The following is a 23,390-nucleotide window of genomic DNA, read 5'->3' on the forward strand; positions in this document are numbered from 1 at the left end:
CGGCCCGAGAACTTTTTGCTATCGTACTGCGAATACGAGTCACTGCCTCAATGACGGCGGGCGAATTACCGGGAGCGCTAGTGGTGGTCGATCCGGATGGTCGACTCGAACCGATCACCGAGGCTCTCGAACTGGCCGGGATCGAGCCGATACGATCGGTCGAGCGACCGGCGGGCGTCCCTCGATCGAACGTCGCGGCAGTTCTCGGTATCGACGCGCCAGCGAGTGGGACTCTCCCGAAACAGGACGGTCTCGACCTCTTCAGGCGGGTCCGAGACCACTTCGACAGCCCGCCACCGATCGCACTGTACGTGCTCCGCAGCGAGCGCACGCGGATCAACGAACTGCTGGACGCGGGTGTCGACGACGTCATCAGAGTCCCGCCGAAGCGTGAGGCGTTGCTGACGGCCCGCATCGAGCGCCTCTGTGGACTCGATCCGGTCGAACCGCCCGAACAGCAACTGGAGTCGATGCTCGAAAGCTATCCGGAGACGGTGTACATCAAAGACCGCGAGGGACGGTTCGTCAACATCTCCGGACACTCGCTGGACAACCGCGAGATGACTCGCCCCCAACGGGTCGGGCTGACCGATTACGAGCTGTTTCCGGGCGACCTCCCGGATAGACTCTACGAGGAAGAACAGGAGTTGCTGGCCCGCGAGGAGACGCTGTTCGAGAAGATCGAACACTGGGTCGAAGACGGCGACGATCACTGGGTGTCGACCACGAAAGCACCGCGATACGACGCCGACGGGGAGTTGCTGGGGCTGGTCGGGGACGTCCGGGACGTGACCCACCTGAAACGCCAGGAACACGCGCTGGCGGCGCTGCACCAGGCTAGCAGGCGGCTCATCCGTGCGGATGACCGAGAGGAGATCGCCGCGGTGACGATCGATATTGTCGCGGGGATCGATTCGCTGCCTGCCGCCCGGCTCGTGCTCGACGCCGAGGATGGCGAGGGAGACGGGCGTGCTGTCGAAGGCGGGGGCGAGACCGGCGAGGACAAACGGATCGAGGAACGCTCCGAGAACGGGGAAATCGCCTGGGACGAGACGTCGTTCGAACGGGCGGCGACGAGCGGTGAGACGTTGTATCTCGCCGACGACGGATCGGTGTTGACCGGGCCACAGCGACGGGAGTACGAGGACACCTGGATGCCAGATCGCGGTGTCGTCGGGGTTCGACTGCCGCTTGGCGAGCACGGCGTCCTCGGGATCGAAACGCCCGAGGGACTACTGGAGCCGTTCACGATCGAACTCACGCACATCCTGGCGGCGAACGTCGAGGCCGTTCTCGACCGCCAGCGCCAGGAGCGGCGCGTCACGCGACAGGCCGACCGGATCGAACAGTTCGCGCGGATCGGCTCGCACGAACTCCGGAACAACCTCCAGATCGCGATGGGGGCGGTCGAGCGAGCGCTGGCGGGCGAGGACGAGGCCGGCGAGCAGGCGCTGGCGACGCTCGAACGGATGGATCGACTCACCTCGCAGTTGATGACGCTCGCTCGAACCGGCTCGATGGTCCGCGGGAACGGCCAGGTCGATCTCTCTGAGGCCGCCGGCACGGCCGCCGAGTCGATCGACGGCGATCTGACTGTGCTGGCGGACACCAGCGCGACGGTGCAGGCAGATCCCGACGCGCTGGTCGAGGTGCTGTCGGTGCTGTTTCGCAACGTCGCCGATCGCGACCCGGCGGCGACTATCGAGATCGGTGTCATCGACGAGGGGTTCTACGTCACCGACGACGCGCCGACGCGACTCGATCCCGACGCGAGCGACCTGTTCGAGCCGGTCTACTCGGAGACCTCCGGCGAGAGCGATGGCAGCCTCTATCTCGTGTCGGTGCTGGCGGAGGCGCTCGACTGGGAGGTTTCGATCACTGCCGAGGACTCCGGAACGCGGATCGCTTTCGAGGGCGTCGTCGTCGACTAGAGCAGGTCACGGACCTCGGAGTAGAACATGTCGTGGCTGTCGACGGCGTCGATCTCGCGGGCGATCTTGACCGCGAGGGCGTGCCAGCACAGTTCGGTCGGGTCTTCGGGATCGAGATTGTACTCGGCGTCCTTGCAGGTGCAGCCGTCGTCTTCGACGATGTACTCGTCGTCGTAGCCTACGACCACGGTAAAATCGTTGTAGGCTTTGACCCGCCCCTCGGCGACGGCTTCGATGGCTCTGACGCCGCGGGAGCCGTGGACGGAGGTGATACGGTCGACTACGTCGGCGTCGAGTTCTCCCGCGTCGGCGAGGGCCGCTTGCCACTGCTCGACGGCGTTCACGCACTCGACTATGGAAGGCCGGGACAAAACGCTTCGGTGCTGGTGTCGGCGCGACTCGTGAAGTGACAGACTACTGGCGAGCCTGCTGGACCCAGTCGGGTTCCTCGACGGTCGTCGAGCCGACGTTCGTGACGGTCAGCTCCCACTCGAACCACTCGGTCTCCCCGTCGCTGTTAGTCCCCTCGACCTCGTAGAACTGGTAGCGCGGGACGCCGTCGCGGTCGACGAGCAACTCGAAGCGAGCGCTACTCACGTCGAACTCCGAGTCGGGAGCCTGCCCGCCGAGGTACTGGTCGGTCGCCTCGTAGACGTAGCGGCGGACGGTCACGCCGTCGTAGGTCTCGGTGCCCTGATCGGTCCATTCGTCGAAGTCAGACGTGTCGTAAGCGAAGCCGTAGCCCCAGATGGACCCACTTTGCTCGAAGGCGGCCTCGGTCTGCATGTACGTGGCGTCCGACCCGTCACCGGAGCCGAACCGGGTGTACTGGAAGCCGTCGGCGTAGTAGTAATCGATGCGGCTGTTCTCCTGGCCGCCGACTTCGATCGTGTTGTACGCCCGCTCGGCCCCGAAGTCGACCCGGGTCGTGAACGTCATCTCGTCGGTGTCGTCGACGTTCGAGCGCCAGGTCCAGGTGCTGGTGTAGCTCCCGGCCGACTCCAGTGCGGTCTGGGCGTTGGTGCGTTCCCACTCGTCCGGTTCGTCGGTGGTCGGTGGCTCGTCAGTGGTCGGTGGTTCGTCAGTGGTCGGTGGCTCGTCGGTGGTCGGTGGTTCGTCGGTGTCGTCCGTGGTCGTCGTGACGTCTGCCGGTGACGAACCGTTCCCCCCACCGCCGGCACAGCCCGCTAGCACGACGACGAGTCCGAACAGCAATGCGACTAGAACCTTTCGTGACATACACGCTATACACTCCGCGAGAATATAATATTTCTTATATTAGATCGCATAGGAATTCCGCGGGCAGGAGACGGGTAGACCAGTTCCGTCTCGGCTGGGTCCGTGCCGCCCTACCCCAGAGCGCAACGGCTTTGCACGCCGCTCTGCGAGAACGGATATGCGCGTCACGGAAGGGAGCGTCGAGATCGAGGTCCCCGAGCAGGCCGATTCGGGCGTTGGTGAAGGTGTCTTCTACAATCCCGTTCAGGAACTCAACCGCGACCTCACGGTGGCGGTCCTGCGGGCCGCCCAACAGCGCTTCGAGTACGCCGATTCGTATCTCGACGCGACTGCCGCGAGTGGTATCCGCGGCGTCCGAGCGGCCGCTGATGGCTGGGACGCCGCCTGCTGTGACCGGGACGCGGACGCGGTCGAACTCTGCCGAGCCAACCTCGAACGAAACGACCTCGCGGGCGAGGTTCACCAGCGCGACGCCAACGCGCTCATGCACGAACAGCGCTTCGACGTGGTCGATCTCGATCCGTTCGGGACGCCGATCCCCTTCGCCGACGCCGCCAGTCGGAGCGCGATCGACCTGCTCTGTGTGACTGCGACTGATACCGCGCCCCTCTGCGGTGCCCACTTCGAGAGCGGCGTCCGATCCTACAGCGCCGTCCCACGGAACACGGAGTACCACCAGGAGATGGGCGTCCGGATCCTGCTGGGAGCGATGGCCCGGACGGCCGCCCGCTACGACCGCGCGGTGACGCCGATCCTGACCCACGCCACGAAACACTACGTCCGGACCTACCTCGCCCTGAACGACGGCGCGACGGTCGCCAACGAGGCCCTGGACGAACTCGGCCACCTGCATCACTGTCAGCACTGCCTGTGGCGAACGCACGACTTCGGACTCGTTGCCGACCCACCCGAGTCCTGCCCACACTGCGACGAGCACCTCCAGACGGCGGGACCGCTGTGGCTCGGCCCGATCCACGATACCGATTTCGTCCGTGCAGTGGGTGCGTCCGTCAGCGAGGACATGGGGACCGCCGAAGAGGCACGCGACCTGACCGAGCGGCTCGCGGGCGAACTCGACACGCCGACGCACTACGATCAGCACCGACTCACCAAACGCTGGGGGACGGGCGCGATGGCGATGGACGAGTTTCTGGACTGTCTGCGGGCGGCCGGCTACGCGGCGTCACGCACGCACTACGGCGGGACGACGTTCAAGACCGACGCCGACGTGACCGAGATCCGCGCGGCGGCGATGCCGACAGGTAGCTGAACGGCAGTCGAGTGAGCGCGCTACAGCGCGCGATTGAGCCGCGTGAGCAGGCCGCCGACGAAGAAGTAGAGCGGCCGCAGCAGGTAGTTGAACATCCCGATCAGGCCGACGACAGCTCCGAGCGTCTGCAGTTCCGCTGGTGCCGCGTCCCGGTAGAGGGCGAAGACGGCCGCGGCGACGAGCGGGCCGACCCAGGCGATCTCGAGATGGGGGCGGACCCACGACGTGTCCGAGAGAGCGACCAGTCGGTCCCGGTAGACGAACGTGAGGATGGCGAGTCCGAGCGCGACGGCGGCGAACCCGAGCGACGAGCCCACGCCGGCGAATCCGGGCGCGAGCAACAGCGCACAGGCGACCAGCGAGACGGATGTTCCGACGCGGGTCACCCACTCGATGCGGTCGTTCATGCCCGGGTCTTGTTCAGTGGAGGCGAAACCGGTTTCGGTCCGTGGACCGCGGCTCGTCTCGGCGATCCGCAGGTATTTGCCACCGACGAACGACACGTCTACACGTGCACCAACGGATCGCGCGGCCACTGGCCGTCGGGACGACGCTGCTACGCGTCGTGCGTCGCTCGGAGGTGACGCTGCTGGCGGCGGCGATCGCCTACTACGCGCTCGTCTCGCTGTTTCCGCTCTTGCTGTTGAGTCTGGTCGTCGCCTCGACACTCGGCGGGCAGACGTTCGCCGATACCATCGTGGCCTCACTGGGGAACGTGCTCTCGCCGAGCGGCGAGACGCTGGTCCGGGACGCGCTGACGAACGCACGCGGTCGTGGCGGGGCGACCGTCGTCGGGATCGCGCTCCTGTTGTGGGGCGGTCTGAAGCTCTTTCGCGGGCTGGACGTGGCGTTCTCGATGGTCTACGGCGAGCACGAGGCCGAGCCACTGCTCGAACAGTTGCGGAACGCGATCGCCGCGCTGGCAGCCGTCGGCGTCGCGATCGGCCTGACACTGGCCGTCGGGATCGTCGCGGGCGCACTCGGCTTCTCGTTCGGCGTTCTCGGCCTCCCGGTCGTGCTGACGGCGGCGTTTCTCCCGCTGTTCTACATCTTTCCCGATACCGATCTCACGATCGGGGAGGCGCTGCCGGGCGCGGTGTTCGCGGCGGTCGGCTGGACGGTGCTGAGCGCGGGCTTCCAGATCTACGCGGCCACGGCCGACAGCGCGGCGCTGTACGGCGTCGTCGGCGGCGTGCTCCTGCTGGTGACGTGGTTCTACCTCGGCGGGATCGTCCTCCTGCTGGGGGTGATCCTCAACGGCGTGCTCGCCGGCGACGTCGAGCAGACGGCCATCGAAGACCGGCAACTACAACACGATCCGCTTCGAGATGTCGGACAACGAATGAGCGAGACGGGGGCCGACACCGCCGACGACGCGACGGCGTCCAGCGGAGACGTCGACGTCGCGGAGCTACGTGCCGAGATCGACGAGCTCGAATCCCGAATCGAAGAGCGGACGCTCCACCGCGACGAGATCGAACGCGATCTCAAACGCTACGTCCGAAAGCGCGTCCGCCGCGGCCACGCCACTGGCTGGGGCCCCTACCTGGTGTTGCTGTACGGGACGGCGATGACGTTGGGGGCCTTCTACTTCCTGTCGGGCTGGGTCGCGTTTCTCACCATGCTGGTCGTCTGGCTGTCGACGCTCGGGCTGTACGTCATGATGTTGCTGGTCGGCGTCACCGTCAACGCGGTCGGACTGCCCGGCAAGCTACTCGACAAAGTCCGTGACTTCCGTCGCTGACGATGGCACAGTCCACTCTCGGGTCTGCCGCCCGTGAGATCGGCGCGATTCTAGCTGCGCGCGGCGTGGGCGTCGAATCGCTGCTGTCGTCGCTCCCGGGACTCGTCGTCGTCGCGTTCGCGCTCCTGACACAGCTCGGTGACGTCTGGTTTCTCACAGCTGTCGTGACACTGCTGTACTGGCTCGGGCCGCACACGCCGCGGCTCGGTGACGCCGTCGACCGCCAGCGGGGTGGGCGGCTCCTCTCCGTGCTCGTGCTGTCGGTCGTCGTCGTCGCCGTCCTCAAGCCGCTGCTGGCGTTCCCACGGCCGCCGGGAGCAGCCGTTCCACCGCACGCTGATCTCGTCCCGGAAGCACTGACAGGAGTCTACGAGTGGCTCTCGACCAGCGAGAGCTACGGCTTCCCGAGCGGCCACGCGTTCGGCTCGACGCTGGTCTACGGCGGGCTCGCCTGGACGATCCGGGTCGGATCACGGCGCGCCAGGGCAGCCTTCGCGGCCGGAATGGTCGCACTGCTCTCGGTGTCGCGGCTCGTCCTCGGACTGCACTATCTCGTGGACGTCCTCGCCGGAGCGACTCTGGGAATCGTCGTGCTCGTGGTCGCGATGGCGCTCCGGACCCGGGACGTGTTCGGTATCGCGGCCGTCGTCGGGCTCGTCGGTGCCGTCACCGTCGAGCCGTCGACGAAAGTGCTCGGCGCGGCAGGGCTCGCTTCGGGATGTCTGCTGACGTGGCTGGCAGTCGGCGACTCGATCCCGAGCACGCCCTCGCGGACGAGCGCCCGGGCAACGGTGGTCCTGGGCGTGATCGTCGGCGGAGTACTCGGCGTGGCCGGATTGCCGGGTCGTTCGGTGGCACCGGCCGTGCTGCTGCTCACGCTAGCCGGTGGCGCGAGTCTCGTCGCGATGCCACTGCTCGGCGAGCACGTCGCAAAAAACGGGCGTAGGTAGCCTTATAGTGATTCCTGTAGCGATTTACCGGTACGACCGCACAATGTCGTGCGGTCGATCCGGAACAGACCTACAGTAATTACTATCAGAAGGTCTCGAGGTAGCGGTCGAGTTCCCACTGGGAGACGTCGACGAGGTAATCCTTGAACTCTTCGCGCTTGGCTTCGACGAACTTCTCGGCGATGTGCGGGCCGAGAGCGTCGCTGACGACCTCGTCCTTTTCGAGCTCGTCGACGGCCTCGCCGAGGTTGGTCGGCAGCGTGTCGATGCCGTACTCCTCGCGCTTGGCTTCGTCGAATTCGTAGATGTTCTCCCGGACGGGGTCGGGGCAGTCGAGCCCCTGCTCGATGCCGTCCAGCCCGGCGTGGATGAGGACCGCAAACGCCAGATACGGGTTACACGACGGGTCGGGGAAGCGAGCCTCGATACGCGAGGCGGCCGGGACGCGAGCGGCCGGCTTCCGGATGAGTGCCGAGCGGTTGCGGTCGCTCCAGGCGACGTAGACGGGTGCCTCGTAGCCGGGCACCAGGCGCTTGTAGCTGTTGACGGTCGGGTTGGTGACCGCGGCCAGCGCGGGCGCGTGTTCGAGGATCCCGGCAGTGAACTGCTTTGCCGTCTCACTGAGGTTGAACTCGTCGTCCTCGTCGTGGAAGGCGTTGCCGTCGTCGTCGAACAGCGAGATGTGGGTGTGCATGCCCGACCCGTTGATACGCGGGATCGGCTTGGGCATGAACGTGGCGTGCAGGTCGTGTTCGGCCGCGATGGCGCGGACGACCGACCGGAAGGTCGCGACGTTGTCAGCCGTCGACAGGGCGTCGTCGTAGGTGAAGTTGATCTCGTGCTGGCCCTGGGCGACCTCGTGGTGGGAGGCCTCGATCTCGAAGCCCATGTCCTCCAGGCCGTAGATGATGTCACGGCGGACGTCGCTGGCGAGGTCCTTCGGTGCGAGGTCGAAGTAGCCACCGGCGTCGTTGGTCTTGGTCGTCGCGCGGCCGTCCTCGTCTTCCTCGAACAGGAAGAACTCGGGCTCGGGCGCGGCGTTGACCTCGTAGCCCATCTCCTCGGCGCGGGCGAGGGCGTCCTTCAGGACGCCACGCGGGTCGCCGGAGAACGGCTGGTCGGTCGAGGTGTCGTGGACGTCACAGATGAGTCGGGCGCTGTTGCCGCCCTCGATGTCCTCGCGGCTGCGCCACGGCAGGATCGAGAACGTCGACGGGTCCGGAACCAGACGCATGTCCGACTCCTGGATGCGGACGAAGCCGTCGATCGAAGAACCGTCGAAATAGATCCCCTCTGTAAATGCTTTTTCGGCCTGTTCAGCAGGAACCGAGACGTTCTTGACGACCCCAAGGATGTCCGTGAACTGGAGACGCAGGAAGTCTACGTTCTTTTCCTCGATCTCCTCGAGGACTGCCTCTGCCTCCGCTGAGAGTTCGCTTGTCATGGTTATCGACAGCAGAGAGATATACTCCCGTCATAAAAACCCTGCTGTTTTGCGCAATTCTCAGATTAGGTATCGACGGAAGTGGATATTCGTAAAATTCTAATGGGTGGGTGCCGATGACGCTTATAATGACGTACGAAAATCTCGACCGGAAGTTAGTGAATGCCCTGCTGGGCGACGGGCGCGCAAGCCTCCGGAGTCTCGCAGACGACCTGGATGTGTCAGTAACGACCGTGTCGAATCACCTCTCGAACCTCGAAGACGAGGGGATCATCCAGGGGTACACCCCGAAAGTCGACTACGACAAACTCGGTTACGACGTAACAGCCATCGTCCAGCTAAAAGTCGAAGGGAGCGCGCTGCCGGACGTCACCGACAGCCTCTCCGAGCACGAACAGATGGTCAGCGTCTACGAGGTTACCGGCGACTACGACATCATCGCCGTCGGGAAGTTCCTCGACACCGACGACATGAACAAGCAGATCAAGAACATGCTGACCGACCCCGAGATCAACGAATCGAACACCAGCGTCGTGCTCAACGCCGCCAAAGAGCACGAACAGTTCACTCTCGAAGTCGAGTAGCGACCGAGAGCGCGGGCGGTCGCCCGATATCGTGTGTTTTTATCGCTGGGACGGCCATCCGTCAGTACTGATGTGTGAGTTATTCGGGGTGGGGTTCGTCCTGCTCCCGTTCGGCGTGGCGCTCGGGCGCTACCCGTTCGAGATCGCCGAACTCAGCGAACAGCACGACGCAGTCGGGAGTTTGCGGGACGTCGACGACGTCGAGCCCGCCGACTGGAAGGTCAGCATGACTCGGGCGGGCGGGTACGGGCTGCTCACCATCGCGGGGCTGCTGCTGGTCGCCGGCCTGGGCTGTGCGCTCCTGTCTGTGTGATCAGTCCCTCCCTTCGGGCTGTTCGATCGCCGTCTCCCGATCGGTACGATAGGCAACTCGGCTGATTGTCCGGCAAAATCCTTATGCACAAGATAATATTATCGTATGCATAATGATCGACAGAGACGACCAGCGCGAATGGTTGGAATCGCGACTGAAGGACAGCAGTCGGGACGTACTGGTTCTGTATGGACGCCGTCGCGTCGGAAAAACGACGCTTGTAACTTCAGTCCTCGACGCGATCGAGACGCCATCAGTCTACTACCTCTGTGACCAGCGCGGGACCGAATACAACGTTCGTGCGTTCGCGAACCGCTGTGCCGAGCGACTCGACGACGTTCCGCCGGCGGTCGACGGCTTCGAGGGCGCGTTTCGGTATCTCGCTGGACGAGTCGAGGGGCCATTCGTCGTCGCGCTCGACGAGTTCTCGTATCTCGTCGAAGAGGATGAGGGGATTCCGTCGGTGTTCCAGCGGGTTGTCGACGACGTGCTCGCCGAGACCGAGATTTCGCTCGTCCTATTGGGGTCGTCGATCTCGATGATGGAGGAGGGGGTTTTGAGTTACGAGAGTCCACTGTACGGACGACGAACCGGCCAGTGGCGACTCGAACCGATGTCGGTCGGTGACGCGTCGGGCTTTTTCCCAAACTACGATCCAATAGCGTTGATCCGTACCTACAGCGCCGTCGGCGGAATCCCGGCGTATCTCGAACAGTTCGATCCCGATGTCGATCTGCTATGTAACGTCGAACAACATGTACTCTCGAAGGGTGCGTTCCTCTACGAGGAGCCGGAATTTCTCCTCAGACAGGAACTACGAGAGCCGGCGACGTACATGGCGATCCTCGAAGCGATCGCGAACGGTGCAGCACGCGTCACCGAGATCGCCGGCGAAATCGACCGCGACGCCAGTTCACTGTCACGGTATCTGGACAACCTCACCAGACTAGCGCTCGTCGAGCGGGAGACGCCAGTAACGGACCCCGATGGCCGGGGAGTTTACCAGGTGACCGACCATTTCCTCCGGTTCTGGTTTCGGTACGTCTCTCCCAACCGCTCACAGCTCGAACAAGGTCACGTCAAACCCGTCAGTGAGTCGATTATCGCGACATTCCCCGAGCACGTGAGCTATACGTTCGAGGACGTCTGCCGGCAGGCCGTCCGCACGCCTGCGTTTCCGGTCGCGTGTTCGCGCGTCGGGCGATGGTGGTACGACGGTCAGGAGATCGACATCGCCGGCCTGAGTGCAGAGACCGAGACGCTGCTGCTCGGGGAGTGCAAGTGGACGAGCGACCCCGTCGGCACGGGCCTGCTCGATGATCTCGAAGCGCTCGAACCGGAGGTGCGCTGGCACGGCTCGGAGCGGTCGGTCGTCTACGCGCTGTTCTCGAAGTGTGGGTTCACGGATTCGCTCGAAGCGACCGCGGCCGAGCGAGACAACCTCGTTCTGTTTACTCCGGGAGACGTTCTCGAACTGTTCGGTTGATCAGTCCGCGCCTTCGGGCTGTTCGGCGACCGCGAACTTCGAGAGGTCCTGTTCTTCGACGTTCTCCACGGAGTCGTAGGGTCGATTGACGACGATGTTGCCCGCGCGCTGGCGACCCAATCCGGGAATCGCCTGCAGTTCGTCCATCGACGCCGAGTTGAGGTCGAGCGGATGGGGAACACCGGTCACGGAGCGATAGCCGTGGTCCGTGACGGCGACGTCGAGCACCTGGCCGAGTTCGCGCTCTCCCGGGATCGCCACCAGGAGCGGATAGGTCCCCAGCTGACGGCCGAAGGTCTTGCCGTCCTGGTGGTATTCGAGGTGGACGTCGGGCAGGACCGTTCCAGGCGGCGCGACGCGCTGGAGCATCGGGTTGTCGATCGCTTCCCGTACTTCCTTCTTGTACTGTTTGAACAGCTGTTTGTGGTCCCTGGCGATCTCTGCCCCCGTCTCGGCCATGTCGGTACCCTCGAACGCCATGACCTGCCGGATGTTGACCCGCCGGAGCAGCAGGCCCGCGTCGAGCACGCGCTGGAGGAAGCGCTTGTTGTGCTCGAAGGTCTCGGCGGTCTCGCCCTTCAGACCGTGGACGAGGTTGATCCCCGGCAGGAGCTTCGGCAGGCGCGGGGCGGCGTCCTCACCGAAGTTCGGGGCCGACCCCTCGACGTCGGTCCGGGGGTCGCCCGCACCGCCGGGTCGCCAGCCCGCGACCTCGTTGACGATCTTGACCGCCTCGAAACACTGGTCTGCGGTGACGTTGAGGTTGTTGTCGCTCATCACGGCGGGATCGGCGGATTCGAGGCCGAAAGCGGCGGTGTCCCCGGGCGTGTTGTGCTCGGCGATGATCCGGATCCCCTCTTTGGCCTTCTCGGGCCACTTCACGATCGTGATGGGGTTCATGTTGTCCAGATGGAGGGTCTCCAGATCGGGCGCGACCTCGCGAATCCCGCCGTAGAGTCGCCGGAGCGCCTCGGGATTCGGAGCCTCGCCGTCACCACCGTAGGCCAGGATGTCGGCCTGCCGGCCGAGTCGGAAGTGTTTGACGCCGTGATCCGAGAGCGCGTCGACCTCGTCGACGACACTTTCCGGTGGTCGGAAGTCCGGATCGCCGTACAGTGGCTCCGTGCAGAACGAACAGCGGTACGGACAGCCCCGGGAGGTTTCGAGTTCCGCCAGCAGGTAGTCGGGATGATTCGGATGCTGTTCGACGATGAAGGCACCGTTGCGCGCCCACCGCGTCTCCTCGGGGATGCCGCGATATCGGGGCTCGAACCCCTCCAAGCCGTTCTCGACCAGATCGAAGACTGCAGCCTCGATATCGGCACCGGCGACGAAGTCGAAGTCCAGGTCGTCGCGCTGGGTTTCGCTGGCGCCGACGTTCTCTTCGCCCACGCCGAAGCGGACTGGGCCGCCCATGATCGAGGTGCCGTCGGCGGTCCAGGCGATCTTGCGCACCTCGTCGGGTTCGGCGGGGGTGCCGCCGACGTACTTGCCGGGGACGGTCATGCCGCCGACGTACACCGTCAGATCGGCGTCGCTCACGTCCCGCCAGCGGGTGGTCTCCTCGCGCAGCGCGTCGATCGTGTGGTAGGTGATCCGTTCGCGTGGGACGCCCGCGTCGACCAGCGCGCCGGCGACGTATCGAGGATACGTCGAGATGTAGGGAGGGACGCCGAAGTGAGCGGGTTCGTCGACGTAGCCGTCGACGATCGTCACCGAGAGCGCCGCAGGGTCGGTCATCATCCCTGCTTCTCGCTCGACGGCCAAAACGGTGTCTCATGCGAGTCGACGGCCGACAAACTGGGAGTCAGCACCGACGCGACATGATCGCCAACTATTATTTACGGAGCGTGTTTTCGCCTCTATATGCAGAGACGTTACGGAGACGTGCGGGTGGGACGATGAACAAGTACGGGGTGTATCTCGCTGTGGGATTGGCGGTGACTGCTGCACTCGTGGGCGGTCTGATCACTATCAACGGCTCGGTCACCGAACTGATAATGTTGGTTCGGCTCCTCGGGGCGGGAATCGTTCTCGTGGGGCTGTCGGTGGTCACACTTGCGGTCGTCGTCCTCCGACAGCACGATTGATCCGGACCGATCCCCGAGGATGTGGCTGTCCGCTTTCCTACCGGTGGAATCTCGAAGAATTTTTCATCCGTTGCTGACAGGGTACGGACAGTGGATCGAAAGCGGGTCATCGTCTTCGGGGTGGGACTCGTCTGTGCACTCACGTTAGCGACGGCCGCAGCGTCTATCGCTTCCGAGTCGTCAGGTTCGTTCGCTGGATCACCGACGGTCGACGTCGAGGGCGGGCTGTTCGGTGATCTGCTGGGAGCGCTCCAGTTCGACGGCGGTCCGGTCGCGAGCGTGCTGAACGTGCTGGTCTTTCTCCCCGGACTCGTCGGACTGGCGGTCATCGGCTACGGGATCGCGAACTATCTGGGCGCCGCGGAGATGGCTGGGCCAGTGGTGATGGTCCTGTTTGGGCTGGCTGCGATGGCGCTGTTCCCGATGGCGAGCGTCAGCCAGGATTTTCTGCGGAAGGCGGAGGGAACAAGCGGCGAACTGGCCCCGACTGTCGAGTCGGCGGTCAGCAGTGGTCCCGAGATCACGGTGTTTCTGACTCCACTGGTCGGGCTCGTCGTACTCGTCGGCCTGGGCGTCGCCGCGGTGGTGTTGACGCGCGGAGACGAACCCGAGGACCCGTCGACGGAGCCGACGGAGCTGCGAGAGATGCGCGATCTCCAGGGGGTCGGTGCGGCCGCCGGCCGCGCTGCCGAGGAACTGGCGGCCGACGAATCGTTCGAGAACGCAGTCTACGAGGCCTGGACGCGGATGACGCGGTCGCTGTCGGTCGAGAACCCAGAGACGACGACGCCCGGCGAGTTCGCCGACCACGCCGTCGCGGCCGGAGTCGATCCCGGCGATGTCGAGGAACTGACGCGGCTGTTCGAGGTCGTCCGGTACGGACAGACACCGGTCACCGACGACCGCCGTGAACGTGCCCGGTCGGCACTCGAACGGATCGAGGCGACCTACGCGGGGGACGACGGGACCGACACGAGGGAGCACGATGAGTAAGTCACTGTTCGACGAGGCGTCGGTCGAGGGAGACGAGGAACCGTACCGGTACGAACCCGCCGACGCTGACGAGAAAGCAGATGACGAGACCGTCGAATCGACCACGGAATCGCGGTTGGCGACCCGGCCGGTCCTGGCGTTGCTCACCGGCGCGGCGTTCTGTCTGGTCGGGCTGGTCGTCGGCGTCGGCTCGCTTCCGGGGTCGTCGCCGACCCTCGAAGTGTTCGTCGTCCCGACGATCGGCGTCGTGGCCGTGCTCTTCGGCCTGGGCTGGCTCGCAGACCAGTTCGGCGGGGCGGGCGGCGGTGTGGATCTTCCGGCAGTCGAACGGATCGAGACGGTCGTTCCCGGAGCCGACATCGACGAGACGCTCGCGGCCGAGCGAGCTTCGCGAGCACCGTACAGCGAACGGACAGCAGTGCGAAAGCGACTCCGGCAGGTCGTGCTCGCGGCGCTGCAGAAGGCCGGTCACGACCCCGAACGGGCCGAACAGTTGCTCGACGAGGAGGCCTGGACCGACGACCCGCGCGCGGCGTCGTTTTTCACTATCTCGGGGGCGACAGCTTCACGCATGGCCCGGATAACTGAGCGGGTACGCACCCGAATCCGGCGGCTACTCGGCCGTGACTCGCCGTTCGGGCGCGACGCCAGATACACGGTCGACGCGGCGGCCGAGTTGGTCAGCGTCGGTGAGCGGGCGTGGAACGACCCCGAGAATCCGGACGTGATCGACGAGACGGCAGCGGAGACGCGGCGGACCCGCGACCTGCAGCCGGGCCTGGTAGCGACACAGCGCGTCCGACTGGTCGGCGGTCTCGTCCTGGTTGCGGTCGGAGTTGGGATCGCGCTCCAGCAGCCGGCGCTACTGCTGGTCGGGGCCGTCGGGACGGGCGTGCTCGCACACCGGTACGCCGGTGGCGTTCCCGACCCCGACCTGCACGTCAGGCGGACCGTCGCGGCCGAGGACCCGGACCCAGGTGATGTCGTGACTGTCACCGTGACTGTCGAGAACACGGGCGAGTCGACGCTGTTCGACCTCCGACTGGTCGACGGCGTCCCGCCGACGCTGGAAGTAGTCGACGGGTCGCCCCGCCGGTACACCGGTCTCAGACCGGGCGCGAGTGAGACGATCAGCTACGACGTGACCGTCGAGTCCGGCCAGCATACGTTCGACCCGCTGGGCGTCGTCGCTCGCAGCGCCAGCGGGGCGGTCGAGCGAGCACTGACTGTCGGGGTCGATGGCGAGACGATGCTCACGTGCGAGACGTCGCCGACGCCCGACGTCGAGCGGCCGATCTCGGCGACGGTCGATCGCACGGTCGGGAGCGTCGTGACCGACACGGGCGGGGCGGGCGTCGAGTTCCACTCCGTCCGGGAGTACCGCTCGGGCGACCCGCTGCGGCGGATCGACTGGCGGCAACTCGCGAAAGGGGGTGAGCTGGCGACGAGGCAGTTCAGCGTCGAGCGCTCGACGACGGTCGTACTCGTCGTCGATACGCGAGCCGAGGCATTCGTCGCATCCGGGCCGGACGCACCCACGGCCGTCGATCGGAGCGTTCACGCCGCCGCCAGCATCGTCCACGAGTTGCTCTACAGCAACGACCGGGTCGGGCTGGCGACGGTCGGCCCCCAGCGGTGCTGGGTCGACCCGCGCGGCGGGGCGAGCCAGTGGCCGCTGCTCAAGGAGGCATTCTCGACTCACGAGGCGTTCGTCTACCCCACTGGCGAAGAACGATTCCTGCGGTTGAGTACGCTCCACTGGCTGGAGACGCGGATTCCCGACGGCGCGCAACTGGTCTTTTTCTCGCCGCTGACCGACGACGGGGGACTGCAGATCGCACGAGGACTGCAGGCCCGTGGCTACCCGCTCTCGGTCGTGAGCCCGCGAGTGACCGGCACGGAGTCGCCAGGCCGGCTCGTCGCTCACCTCGAACGACAGCTCCGGCTGTCGCGGCTGCGCCAGTGTGGTCTCTGGGCGGCCGATTGGCGGGCTGACGAGCCTCTCGGTGCCGCGTTCGACCGTACCGAACGCCGGAGGCAACGATGACTGAAACGTACGAGTCGAGGCGGAACGCCGACGCCGGGGCGACGACCGACGAGTACACACCGTCGACGGCAGGAATCGGTCTGACGGTGGCAGTCGGTCTGTTCGGAGCGGTGAGTACACTCCTGGCGGGCGTCTGGCTCGGGCTGGCCGGCGTCGTACTCGCGGGCAGCGGTGTCTATCGAGGGTCGCGACAGCTCCTGGGCGTCGGCGTCGTCGTGCTGTTCGGTAGCGTCGTCGTGGCCGGGTTACTGTCGGTTCCTGGCGTCGTGCTGGTCCCGGCGATGGTGGGGACGGTACTTGCGTGGGACGTCGGCGAGAACGCGGTCACCGTTGGTGAGCAGTTCTCCGCGGCGGCCGAGACCTGGCGCGGCGAGCTGGTGCACGCTACCGTCAGCGCGCTCGTCGTCACGTTGTTCGCCGTCGGCGCGTTCGCCGTCTACACGATCTCGACCGGCGGCTACCCGCTCGCAGCGGTGGCGCTGGCTGTCGTCGGCGCGCTAGTCGTACTCGTTGGGCTCGGTCGCTGAAGCGGGAGAACAGACTGGACGCGGGCGGACGGGCCTGCGCGGTCGCCGTTATGTGCCTACCTCGAGGGCGTAGTTCGACTGTACCCACGCGTCGGGGTTGTCCCGGTCGTAGATCATCGTCTCGCCGTCGCCGGTCTCGATGGCGGCGTACCGTTCGTCTTCCGTCACTTGCTCGCTCGCGTCGTTCGTGGTCATAGTTCGATCCGGTGTGGCATTATTTAGCACACCACACGTGTCTGTTCCTTTGCGACCGGTCGATAAAACCTTTCTGGCTGTGGCAGCGTTCGCGTCGGGTGGTCCAGGGAGATACCGGGGCAAAACCGACAGCAAACGCGGGGAATCCCGCTGCCGTCACGCGCTCGTCTGACGTGACTTTAAGTTCAATCGCAGACACCGACTCGATGGGCGCGCACCACCGGCTTCGGTATGCCTCCCATCCTCCCAGCGCGCCCGGGCACCCATTACCACCCCTCTCGTTTCCCTTTCTCTCGGGTGGTTCGACGACGCCACCTCACGCGCTCGCGCCGAGCCCCTGCCGGACCTGCTGGAGCGTGTCGGGATCGGTCATCACGGCGATGCTGTCACCGGGTTCGATCGTCGTCTGTGGCAGCGGGATCGACATCGGTTCGTTCTCGCGACCGTGGGCGTAGATCCGGGCGTTGCCGGGGAGTTCGACCTCGACGACGCGCCGGCCCACGATATCTGCGTCTTCGGGGACGTCGATGGTCGCGACCGAGAGCTGTTCGGTCAGATCGGCCAGGACGTTGAAGTTGCCGCCGAGCAGCGCGGTCTTGGCCCCTGCCGCGCCGAGTTGTTCGGGGTAGATCACCTCGTCGACTTCGCCGGCGTACTTCTCGTAGATCTCCTGGCGATAGTCTTCGTCGATGCGCATGACCGTCCGCGCACCGTAGTGCTTGGCGATCATACACGCCGAGAAGTTGACGTTGAGGTCGCCCGAGAGCGCGCCGATGGCGTCGGCATCAGCGACGCCGGCCGCTTCGAGTAGCGACTCGTCGTCACCGCTGCCCTCGTAGGCTTCGAATCCCTCTTTGTGGGCGCGTTCGACCTTTTTGGGATCGATCTCGACGATCGCGACGTCGTGGCCCTCGCTGCCGAGGATCCGCGCAGTGCGCATGCCGACCCGACCGAATCCGACGATGACGAACTTCATGCGTGTGGGGTACGCCAGCATGGGTAAAAACACTAGGCCCCTCCGGTACGTCTGGAGACGACCGCGATCAGTCCTCGCGGCGGTCGGTCTCCTGATCGGTGCCGGACTCGCCGGCGACTGGTTTGAGGATGTACTTCCCGCTGTTGCCGGCTTTGTGGACCGTGATGTCGAAGACGAAGTCCACGCTGGTGTTCGGGCCGAGCGTAAACGGTTTGTTGAGTTTCAGCCGCCCGCTCGGGAGCTTGACCCGCTGGTCGCTCCCGTCCGTCAGCGTTGCGTTAATCTCGCCGACGACCAGCCGGACCTGCGTGTACTCGCCGGCCGGCACCGAGAAGTTCTCCAGCAGCGTCGCGTTCGCGCCCTGCAACTCGGTCAGGTCGATCGACGTCCCGTTGACTTCACGGGTGATCCAGCGCCCCTCGCCCTCGCTGTCGTCGTCATCGTCCGCACTCGCTGCTGACTCACTCTCTTCTTCACGCTCCTCGTCGGTTTCCGACTCGCCCTCTTCGTCGGCGTCGTCGTCCTCGCTTTCGTCGTCCTCGACAGTCTCAGCGTCGTCATCCTGGGCAGCAGCGGCCGCCATTCCGGGCGTCGTCGTGGCCGTAAGCACCGGCGTCGCTTCGGCGGTCATCTCTGTCGTGGTCGGCTCTGGGGTCACCGTGCCCGTCGGCTCCTCGTCGGAACCGTTGCCGGCGTAGTGGAACTGGACTTCCGTGACGGTGACGTTCAGGTATCTGAAGTCGTCGATGTCGTTCGGGTCGTCGCTGAGGTAGAACGCGACCGTTCCCGACTGGGTGCCGTCACCCGTCTCTCCGGGTGTGTCGGCGGTCGAGTCGTCGGCTGGCCCGCCCTCGGTCGGGGCGGCGCTGTCGGTTCCGGGGCCCGCGCCGGCACAGCCGGCGAGGACGAGCATCGTCGCGACGGCCGCGAGGAGGACTGTTCTGCGCATAACTAGAGAAGGTGAGTGCAGTCTGAAGGCCGTTGTGGCCGATCTGACAGTCGGCCTGCATTCGCGACCCGCGATTCGAAGGGCGTTTACTACGCGGCGACCGAGCAATGGCACACGATGCGCGTGACGTTTCTGGGAACCAGCGGCGCCGTCCCGACGGTCGAGCGCAACCCCTCGGCCGTCCTCCTCCGGCGAGAGGGCGAGCGCCTCCTGTTCGACTGCGGCGAGGGCACCCAGCGCCAGATGATGCGCTACTCGACCGGCTTCGGGATCAGCCACATCTTCGTCACGCACCTCCACGCCGACCACGTCCTCGGGATTCCCGGCTTGCTCCAGACGCTCGATTTCAACGACCGGACCGAGCCGCTGGCTATCCACGCTCCGCAGGGGACGCGCAGGCGGCTCGAAGACCTGATCACGGCCGCCGGCGACCGCCCGACCTACCCGCTTCGCATCAATCAGGTCCAGCCCGGCGAGACCGTCCTCGACCGCGAGGACTACCGCGTCGAGGCCTTCGAGACCGACCACCGGACGACCTCGGTCGGCTACGCGCTCGTCGAAGACGACCGCAAGGGGCGGTTCGACCGCGAAAAGGCAGAGGAAGAGCTGGGCTTGCCGCCCGGGCCGGAGTATTCGAAACTCCACGCCGGCGAGCCGGTCGAGCACGACGGACGGACGATCAGGCCCGAGCAAATCGTCGGCCCGCCCCGCCCCGGACGCCGAGTCGTCTACACCGGCGACACGCGGCCGACAGCGGCGACGGTCGAAGCCGCCACCGATGCCGATCTGTTGATCCACGAGGCCACCTTCGCCGAGGACCGTCGCGACCGCGCTGGCCAGACGGGCCACACGACCGCCAAACAGGCCGCCGAACTGGCCAACCGGGCCGGCGCGAAACAGCTCGTCCTGACGCACATCTCCACGCGCTACGCCGGCAACAGCGACCAGCTCGAACGCGAAGCCCGCGAGGTCTTCGAGGGCGACCACGCCGAGGTCGCCGACGACGGTCTGAAACTGGACGTCCCGTTCCCGAGCGAGTGAGAACGCCACGTCCGGCAGGCACCCTCACTCCGCGACCAGCGGACAGAGCGGATCGCTGCCGAACGGATCGCCGGTCGCGGCGTGGGCACGTGATCGGGAGCCGCCACACAGGTCGCGATACTCGCAGTCGCCGCAGGGGCCCGAGAACGTCTCGGGGTCGCGCAGCCGTTCGAACAGCGGCGCGTCGCGGTACAGTTCGACGAGACTCTGTTCCCGAACGGAGCCGGCAGACTCGGGGAGGAACCCGGAGGGATAGACCCGGCCACGGTGGCTGACGAAGACGAACCCCGATCCCGCACGGGTCGAGCCGACGGTGACGTCGCCGTCGATCTCGCGGGCGACTCGGCGGTACTGGGGCGCTTCGACGGTGATCACCCGATAAGGGACCTCTCGCTGGTGGCGATAGAGCCAGGCCAGTACCTCGTCGGCTTCAGTGGGAGACAGCTGGTCGAGGTCGGCACCCCGGCCCGTGGGCACGAGGAAGAATACCTCCCACATAGCCGCACCCAGTCGCGAGACGTGCTCGGCGATCCCGGGGAGGCCGGTGACGGTCGTCGCAGTGACAGTCGTGTTGATCTGGATCGAGAGGCCGGCCTCGCGGGCCCACTCGGCCGCGCGCTGGATCCGCTCGTAGCTCCCGGACTCCCCACGAAAGGTGTCGTGACTGTCCGCGTCCGGGCCGTCCAGCGAGAGGGCCATCCGACGGACGCCAGCTTCGGCAAACCGCTCGACGACGTCCCGGGTGAGATTCCCGGTCGGGGCCGGCGTGACCGCCGTCGGGAGGCCGCGCTCGTCGGCGTAGTCCAGTAGTTCGAACAGGTCCGGTCGTTCGAGGGGGTCGCCACCCGAGAAGACCAGGACGGGCGCGGGATGGCCGAACGATGCGACCTGATCGATCACCGTCCTGGCCTCCCCGGTCGTCAGTTCGTCGGGGTCGCGTTCGGGTTGGGCCTCCGCCCGGCAGTGGTCACACTCCAGCCCGCAGGCCTGCGTGGTCTCCCAGGAGACGATCAGCGGCGTTCGGGCGAAATCGCGGGCGACCGGCGAGCCGCCGGGGTGGCCGTCCGTCTCCGCCCCGTGGTGGTCGTGTCTCATGGCCGTCCCTCACGGCCGTGTAGTGCTGTGTGTTCGGGGGATTCCCACTCGCTGGGACACCAGCACGCTTACAGCCCCCTCTCACCACGGGTCGTACATGAGCCGAGGACTCACAGACCCGATCGTCCGTCGCGAGCTGGGCGCCTCGGTTTCGAACGCACTCGTCGGCGTCTTGCTGGCGCTGGTCGTCGGCATCGCGCCGACGCTCACGTGGCTGGTCCCGGTCGTCGCCGGGTTCGCCTTCGGCGTCGCGGCCGTCACCGATCGCGCTCCCGGCGGGATGGGGCTCTCGTACTCGGTGATCGCGCTCGCCGCGCTGCTGTTCGCGGGGCTGTGGCTCACCGGGCGACCAATCCTCGGGGCCATCCCGCTGGTGCTTTTCGGGACCGCCCTCGGGTTCGGCGGCAATCGACTCGTCTTCGGTCTGCTCCTTCCGGTCCCGGAATCGCGTCGGGCGCACGTACGCGAGTGACCCAGCCCCGCAAGAGGTTTATATCGATTCGAGACCCTACGTGGAGGCGTGAGCACGCGAACAAGTGCCCTCGACGCGCTCGTCTTCGGGGTGGACGTCCAGAGTGGGGACGTCCGCGGCGACGCACCCTCCTACGCACTCGTGGTCTTCGACGGCGAGTCGATCGACCGCGACGTCGTCTCTCACCGGAAGCTCCGGCGGCTGATCGACAGCGAGGAGCCCGCCATCGTCGCCACGGACAACATGTACGAACTGGCCAGCGACAAGGACGCGCTGGTCCACTTCCTCCGTAACCTTCCTGCAGGGACCAGACTCGTGCAAGTGACCGGTGACGAGCGACCCGAACCCCTTTCGAGAGTTGCCAAGCGCCACGGCGTCCCCTACGGCAAGGACCCGATGGACGAGGCCGAGGCCGCCGCCCGTCTCGCGGCCGCCAACGTCGGCTACGAGGTCTCGGCGTTTACGAACACGACCGAAGTCAAGGTCGCCCGCGGGCGCTCGACCGGCGGTGGAGGGGGCTGGTCGGAGGATCGATACACCCGCAAGATTCACGGCGCAGTCAAGACAACAGCGAGGGAGGTCGAATCCGAACTGGACGACGCCGGCCTCGAATACGAGAAAGACGTGACCGAGAAGTACGGCGGCTATTCGAACGCCATCTTCGAGGTCGAGGGGCGTCCCCAGGACATCCCCGTCAGCGAGCACCGCAGCGGTGACACCCGAATCGAGATCGAACGCGAGCGCCGGGACGGCATCGAGTTCCGCCCCCTGGCCAAGCGTCGGGATCACGTTCTCGTCGGGATGGACCCCGGGACGACGACCGCCGTGGCCATCGTCGGCCTCGACGGTGAGGTGCTGGACGTCTACTCCACCCGGACGGACGACGCCGCCGCAGTCACGGAGTGGATCGTCGAGCGCGGCCGCCCGGTCGTCGTCGCCGCCGACGTCGAGCCGATGCCCAACACCGTCGAGAAGCTGCGACGGAGCTTCGACGCCGCGGGCTGGATCCCCGACTCCGATCTACCTGTGGACGAGAAACAGCACCGCACGCGCGAGGTGGCCTACGACAACGACCACGAACGTGACGCGCTGGCCGCCGCCCTCTACGCCTACGACGACCACGAGGACCAGATCGACCGCATCGCGAGCAAGGTCCCGCCGCAGGAGGAGGTGGGGCCGATCGTCGCGGACGTGATCGCGGGCGAGCACTCCGTCGAGAGCGCGCTGGAGGCCCGGAACGAAGACGACGGCAGCGGGAGCGACGCGGAATCGAAGGGGCCCGAACCGCGGGAACTCACCGACGAGGAGAAGAAGATCAAGCGCCTCGAGGCACGGGTCGAGCGCCTGGAGTCGCACGCTGACGATCTCAAGGACACCATCTCGCAGAAGAACGACCAGATTCAGGAGTACGAGCAGAAACTGAAAGAGGCTCGTAGTCAGGAGCGCACCGAGGCGCGAAAGCGCCGGGAAGTCACCCGTCTCGAACGCGAGAACGATCGGCTGGAACGCGAACTCGACGAAGAGCGTGATCGCGTCGAGGAACTCGAAGGCAAATTAGAGCGGCTCAAGGCGCTCTGGAAGCTGGATCACTCGAACTTCGCGGACGTCTCGGAGAAACAGGAGGGGCTCGTCCCCGTCAAAGTGGTCGAGAAGTTCACGACCGAAGCCATCCGGGACGCCGAGGAGCGCTTCGGCCTCGCCCGGGACGACATCATCATGTTCCGGGACGCGACCGGGGCCGGCGAGTCGACCGCCGAGCGACTCGCTGAGATCGAACCCCGGCTCGTGCTTCGCAACGGTGGACTCTCCGACGCCTCCGACGAGGTGCTGTTCGAGGAGCGCGTTCCGGTGGCGGATGCGGAAAAAGTCACAGTCCAGGAGGTCGACGAACTCGCTGTCGCGCGCGAACGCGAGGTCGAGGACGCCATCGACGACTGGGACGACTGGGTCGAAGAACGCAAGGAAGAGCGCAACAAGGAGATGGTCGACCAGATCATCAGCGAACACCGGGCGTCGGATCGCGGCGAGGGCTGATCGAAACGGA

General features: G+C 66.0%; 23 protein-coding genes. 14 read left to right on the forward strand and 9 right to left on the reverse strand.

Annotated features, from left to right (window positions below; all coding sequences use genetic code 11):
- Positions 1-83 precede the first annotated feature (83 nt).
- Positions 84-1,931: a PAS domain-containing sensor histidine kinase gene (locus DV733_RS05430; protein ID WP_161569342.1), complete on the forward strand. Its 1,848-nt coding sequence runs from the start codon at positions 84-86 to the stop codon at positions 1,929-1,931.
- Here DV733_RS05430 and DV733_RS05435 read toward each other — a convergent pair.
- Positions 1,928-2,275, reverse strand: coding sequence for a hypothetical protein (locus DV733_RS05435; RefSeq protein WP_049994169.1), 348 nt, complete (start codon positions 2,273-2,275; stop codon positions 1,928-1,930). The genes DV733_RS05430 and DV733_RS05435 overlap by 4 nt on opposite strands.
- Positions 2,276-2,345: 70 nt before the next feature.
- Complete coding sequence (locus DV733_RS05440; protein ID WP_049994170.1) at positions 2,346-3,170, reverse strand: DUF7537 family lipoprotein; 825 nt, start codon at positions 3,168-3,170, stop codon at positions 2,346-2,348.
- Positions 3,171-3,327: 157 nt separating this feature from the next.
- On the opposite strand from DV733_RS05440, the gene DV733_RS05445 reads away from it, so the two are divergent.
- The gene (locus DV733_RS05445; RefSeq protein ID WP_049994171.1) at positions 3,328-4,440 is read left to right on the forward strand and encodes a tRNA (guanine(26)-N(2))-dimethyltransferase; all 1,113 of its coding nucleotides are present in this window, start codon (positions 3,328-3,330) and stop codon (positions 4,438-4,440) included.
- A gap of 20 nt (positions 4,441-4,460) precedes the next feature.
- On the opposite strand, the gene DV733_RS05450 is transcribed toward DV733_RS05445, so the two are convergent.
- Positions 4,461-4,847, reverse strand: coding sequence for a hypothetical protein (locus tag DV733_RS05450; RefSeq protein ID WP_136342288.1), 387 nt, complete (start codon positions 4,845-4,847; stop codon positions 4,461-4,463).
- A 104-nt stretch (positions 4,848-4,951) separates the two neighbouring features.
- Here DV733_RS05450 and DV733_RS05455 point away from each other — a divergent pair, with 104 nt between their 5' ends.
- Complete coding sequence (locus DV733_RS05455) at positions 4,952-6,184, forward strand: YihY/virulence factor BrkB family protein (protein ID WP_237560490.1); 1,233 nt, start codon at positions 4,952-4,954, stop codon at positions 6,182-6,184.
- Positions 6,185-6,186: 2 nt separating this feature from the next.
- Positions 6,187-7,134, forward strand: coding sequence for a phosphatase PAP2 family protein (locus tag DV733_RS05460; protein WP_049994173.1), 948 nt, complete (start codon positions 6,187-6,189; stop codon positions 7,132-7,134).
- 85 nt (positions 7,135-7,219) lie between these two features.
- Here DV733_RS05460 and glnA read toward each other — a convergent pair whose 3' ends face one another.
- Positions 7,220-8,578, reverse strand: a complete 1,359-nt coding sequence (glnA, locus tag DV733_RS05465) for a type I glutamate--ammonia ligase (protein ID WP_049994174.1) — start codon at positions 8,576-8,578, stop codon at positions 7,220-7,222.
- Positions 8,579-8,706: 128 nt separating this feature from the next.
- Here glnA and lrp point away from each other — a divergent pair, with 128 nt between their 5' ends.
- From lrp to DV733_RS05480, 3 genes are all read left to right on the forward strand, one after another.
- The gene (gene lrp, locus DV733_RS05470; protein ID WP_049994175.1) at positions 8,707-9,162 is read left to right on the forward strand and encodes an HTH-type transcriptional regulator Lrp; all 456 of its coding nucleotides are present in this window, start codon (positions 8,707-8,709) and stop codon (positions 9,160-9,162) included.
- A 70-nt stretch (positions 9,163-9,232) separates the two neighbouring features.
- Positions 9,233-9,475, forward strand: a complete 243-nt coding sequence (locus DV733_RS05475) for a hypothetical protein (protein ID WP_049994176.1) — start codon at positions 9,233-9,235, stop codon at positions 9,473-9,475.
- A 112-nt stretch (positions 9,476-9,587) separates the two neighbouring features.
- Complete coding sequence (locus DV733_RS05480; RefSeq protein WP_049994177.1) at positions 9,588-10,961, forward strand: ATP-binding protein; 1,374 nt, start codon at positions 9,588-9,590, stop codon at positions 10,959-10,961.
- Here DV733_RS05480 and DV733_RS05485 read toward each other — a convergent pair whose 3' ends face one another.
- Positions 10,962-12,701: a radical SAM protein gene (locus DV733_RS05485; protein ID WP_049994337.1), complete on the reverse strand. Its 1,740-nt coding sequence runs from the start codon at positions 12,699-12,701 to the stop codon at positions 10,962-10,964.
- Positions 12,702-12,862: 161 nt separating this feature from the next.
- Here DV733_RS05485 and DV733_RS05490 point away from each other — a divergent pair, with 161 nt between their 5' ends.
- The 4 genes from DV733_RS05490 (at position 12,863) to DV733_RS05505 (ending at position 16,618) form a co-directional block, all read left to right on the forward strand.
- Entirely contained in the window at positions 12,863-13,051 is a 189-nt protein-coding gene (locus tag DV733_RS05490; protein ID WP_049994178.1) for a hypothetical protein, read from the forward strand.
- Between the two features lie 90 nt (positions 13,052-13,141).
- The gene (locus DV733_RS05495; RefSeq protein ID WP_049994179.1) at positions 13,142-14,044 is read left to right on the forward strand and encodes a DUF4129 domain-containing protein; all 903 of its coding nucleotides are present in this window, start codon (positions 13,142-13,144) and stop codon (positions 14,042-14,044) included.
- Positions 14,037-16,091 (forward strand): DUF58 domain-containing protein, encoded by a 2,055-nt coding sequence (locus DV733_RS05500; protein ID WP_049994180.1) that lies wholly within the window; start codon positions 14,037-14,039, stop codon positions 16,089-16,091. Before DV733_RS05495 ends, DV733_RS05500 begins: the two co-directional genes overlap by 8 nt.
- Positions 16,088-16,618: a DUF7519 family protein gene (locus tag DV733_RS05505; protein WP_049994181.1), complete on the forward strand. Its 531-nt coding sequence runs from the start codon at positions 16,088-16,090 to the stop codon at positions 16,616-16,618. Before DV733_RS05500 ends, DV733_RS05505 begins: the two co-directional genes overlap by 4 nt.
- A gap of 48 nt (positions 16,619-16,666) precedes the next feature.
- Here DV733_RS05505 and DV733_RS17265 read toward each other — a convergent pair whose 3' ends face one another.
- The 3 genes from DV733_RS17265 to DV733_RS05515 form a co-directional block, all read right to left on the reverse strand.
- Positions 16,667-16,813, reverse strand: coding sequence for a DUF7331 family protein (locus DV733_RS17265; RefSeq protein WP_170178688.1), 147 nt, complete (start codon positions 16,811-16,813; stop codon positions 16,667-16,669).
- 316 nt (positions 16,814-17,129) lie between these two features.
- Positions 17,130-17,789, reverse strand: coding sequence for a potassium channel family protein (locus DV733_RS05510; RefSeq protein ID WP_049994182.1), 660 nt, complete (start codon positions 17,787-17,789; stop codon positions 17,130-17,132).
- Positions 17,790-17,856: 67 nt separating this feature from the next.
- Positions 17,857-18,738, reverse strand: a complete 882-nt coding sequence (locus tag DV733_RS05515; protein ID WP_049994183.1) for a DUF4382 domain-containing protein — start codon at positions 18,736-18,738, stop codon at positions 17,857-17,859.
- A 117-nt stretch (positions 18,739-18,855) separates the two neighbouring features.
- Between DV733_RS05515 and rnz the strand changes: the two genes are divergently transcribed.
- Positions 18,856-19,779 (forward strand): ribonuclease Z, encoded by a 924-nt coding sequence (gene rnz, locus DV733_RS05520; protein ID WP_049994184.1) that lies wholly within the window; start codon positions 18,856-18,858, stop codon positions 19,777-19,779.
- 24 nt (positions 19,780-19,803) lie between these two features.
- On the opposite strand, the gene DV733_RS05525 is transcribed toward rnz, so the two are convergent.
- The gene (locus DV733_RS05525; protein ID WP_079979437.1) at positions 19,804-20,874 is read right to left on the reverse strand and encodes a radical SAM protein; all 1,071 of its coding nucleotides are present in this window, start codon (positions 20,872-20,874) and stop codon (positions 19,804-19,806) included.
- 97 nt (positions 20,875-20,971) lie between these two features.
- Between DV733_RS05525 and DV733_RS05530 the strand changes: the two genes are divergently transcribed.
- Together DV733_RS05530 and DV733_RS05535 are read left to right on the forward strand one after the other, a co-directional pair.
- Positions 20,972-21,346, forward strand: a complete 375-nt coding sequence (locus tag DV733_RS05530) for a hypothetical protein (protein WP_049994185.1) — start codon at positions 20,972-20,974, stop codon at positions 21,344-21,346.
- A gap of 48 nt (positions 21,347-21,394) precedes the next feature.
- On the forward strand, positions 21,395-23,380 hold the full coding sequence (locus DV733_RS05535) for a DUF460 domain-containing protein (RefSeq protein WP_049994186.1): 1,986 nt from the start codon (positions 21,395-21,397) through the stop codon (positions 23,378-23,380).
- Positions 23,381-23,390: the final 10 nt, after the last annotated feature.

This window comes from Halapricum salinum (assembly GCF_004799665.1).
In the GTDB taxonomy this organism is placed as follows: Archaea; Halobacteriota; Halobacteria; order Halobacteriales; family Haloarculaceae; genus Halapricum; species Halapricum salinum.